The sequence below is a fragment of the Campylobacter concisus genome, from assembly GCF_003048445.1.
Lineage (GTDB): Bacteria > Campylobacterota > Campylobacteria > Campylobacterales > Campylobacteraceae > Campylobacter_A > Campylobacter_A concisus_BF.
Genome location: NZ_PIQW01000026.1, coordinates 1 through 2,915 on the forward strand (window position 1 = coordinate 1; position 2,915 = coordinate 2,915).

2 protein-coding genes are annotated in these 2,915 nt (G+C 34.3%); both read left to right on the plus strand.

The annotated features are described in order from the left end of the window. Window positions 1–615: 615 nt before the first annotated feature. Complete coding sequence (locus CVT14_RS10475; protein WP_107850305.1) at window positions 616–1,629, plus strand: bifunctional 3,4-dihydroxy-2-butanone 4-phosphate synthase/GTP cyclohydrolase II; 1,014 nt, start codon at window positions 616–618, stop codon at window positions 1,627–1,629. Between the two features lie 372 nt (window positions 1,630–2,001). After that, window positions 2,002–2,915: cache domain-containing protein (locus CVT14_RS10480; RefSeq protein WP_107850306.1), on the plus strand; the 914-nt coding region annotated here is incomplete at its 3' end.

Here is a 2,915-nt window from a genome sequence, read left to right on the forward strand (position 1 = left end):
GGTAGTTCAGTTGGTTAGAATGCCGCCCTGTCACGGCGGAGGTCGCGGGTTCGAGCCCCGTCCGCTGCGCCATCTACTTTTAAATTTTTTCTATTTTTTTGTTTTTTTAAATTTAATGTAAAATTTTTATAAAAATATTTTGTTAAATAATATGTAAAATAATACATAATATTACCCTTATAAAATTCAAAATATATTTCTCTCTATTAAAAATTTTTAGTTTTTATAGCAAAAATAACTATAAAAGCCCAATTTCCAATCGATTTTCTAAACAAAGAATATTTAAATTTTAAAAACAAATTTAATATAAAATTTCAATTATTTTTATAGTGCTATTAATAAGCTAAAATAACAACTTGTTGTTGCCTGATATTAAGGCATATTTTAAAATTTAAAGTCAAAAATCGCTTTATCATGCAAATATACAATTAATTTTTATACTTTTAGCAGATAAAACCATCTTATCATATAGTTAAATTCAACCTCAAAAGCTTAAATTTTTGGTGTAAATTCTATTTTTTCTCAAAAGTGGTTACCGGCAAAGAAAAAATATTATTTTTATCTTTTGATTATCAAAATATCAATATAATCGTAAAAATTTATAAAAGGATAATTATGGCACTTGAAAATGTATTAAGAGCGATTGAGGATATAAAAAATGGCAAAATGGTCGTCATGGTTGATGATGAGGACCGCGAAAATGAGGGCGATCTGGTCTTTTCAGCAGCTAGCAGTGACATGCAAAAGGTAAATTTTGCTATCACTCATGCAAAGGGTGTGCTCTGTCTTGCGATGGATGAGGCAAACGCAAAAAGGCTTGATCTGCCGCTAATGGTAGCCAAAAATACATCAAGCCACGAGACAGCTTTTACAGTTACGATCGACGCAAAAGACGCAACAACGGGCGTTAGCGCATACGAGCGCGATATGACGATCAGGCTTGCGGCTGATGCTAGCTCAAAGCCTGAAGACTTCGTGCGCCCAGGACACATCTTCCCGCTTATCGCCAAAAATGGCGGTGTGCTCGTTCGCACAGGCCACACCGAGGGCTCGGTCGATCTTTGTAAGCTTGCAGGTGTTGCTCCGATGGCTTCGATATGCGAGATCGTAAAAGAAGATGGCACTATGGCAAGGCGTGATTATTTAGAGGAGTTTTGTAAGAAATTTGGTCTAAATATGATCAGCGTTTCTGACCTGGTCGAGTATAGGCTAAGCCATGAAAGCCTCATAAGAGTTGGCGAAAAAAGTGACGTTATGATCGCAGACTGCGCAGCTATAAGATACGATATCACAGATCACAAAGGTAAAATTCACTCAGCTTATCTTTTTGGTGAGCCAAAGAGCAAGGCAAATGTCAAATTTCAAAAGATCCTTGCTGATCACGAGCTTTTGAGCAGTCCAAAATATGAAGAGCTTTTAAAAACTATCAAATTTTTAAGCCAACATGGTGGAATTTTGATCTTTTTAGATAGCGACAACTCAAACACAAGCAAAGACTATGGCATCGGAGCGCAAATTTTAAATCACTTTGGCGTAAAGGATATCGAACTTTTAAGCTCAAATAAAAATAAAGAATTTGTAAGCTTAGCTGGTTTTGGGCTAAATATAGTCGGTTATAAAGAAATTTAAATATCACCAAATTTAGCCAGTTCGGCTTGGTTTCTGGCTAAATTTTATAATACTTTCTACATCATTTTTTTTACAGATAACACGCATTTAAATTAGTATTATGCATTAAATTTAAGAAGTTTCTATTTTGTTTAAGGTTATCTAGCATAATTTTAATTTATAAACCAGTTTTAATGCTAAAAATTAAATATTTTACTTCAAATATATTTTATAAAATAAATCAAATTTAATTAAAAAATTTCTAATATATCGCTAATTTACGTTATATTTATAGATTTAATCACTATTTAATATAAAATATTATTTAAAATTAAAGATTAAATTTATATTTTAAATTTTATAATTCTACTAATATTTCACAAGGAGGATGAAATGAGATCTATATCAAACAAGATCGCATTGACGCTTATTGTTCTTTTGAGTGTATGCTTTGCTGCGATGTCGGCTGTTAGCTACTTTAACGCAAAAGAGGAGGTGGTGAAGCTGATCAGCCAAAACCAAGATCAAATTCTATCTGACATAAAGTCTGTGACGCAAAGTTTTATTGATGACTACATGGAGGACTCGCAAAAGCTAGCTAGCAAGCTAGTGGGCAGTGTGGATAACAAAGATGAAATTCTTGCTCGTTTAAAGTCTACAAAAGAAAATTTAAAATCAATAGTCATAGGTGCCTATTTTGCAGCAGAGAGCAACGGCTATACTTATGGCTCAAATGGTAAAACCTTAACCCCAGAAAAAGATAAATACGAACCAAGGGGCAGGGGCTGGTATATCGCTGCAAAAAGTAGTGGAAAAACTATCTTTACAAAGCCATATATAGACATGGTCGCCCCAGAGCACGACTTATGCATGACTTTCTCTACTCCGATAACGGAGGACGGCAAGCTTTTGGGAGCTACATTTACTGATGTTAATATCAGGCTTTTAAGTAAAAAGCTTCTAAAGATGGGTAAAACTGAGTTTGGCTATGTCTATTTTATGGACAAAGATGGTGTTATCTTATTACATGATGATGAAAGTCTTATAAACAGTTCTGTTGAAGCGACTAAGACCTTGGCTGCTAAATTTGCAAGTAAAGACTTTGATGAAAACGGACTAATCTCTTATAAAAATGCAAAAAATGAAAATGTCTTGGCTAAAATTTTGCCTATAAACGACGACGGCTGGCTCGCAGTTGCTGCGATAAATGCCGATACTTTCACGAGCCAGACTATGCCCCTCCTAAAGATCCAACTAACCCTAGCAGTGCTATTTATCGTTATCCTCTCAGCATTTGTCTATTTCTT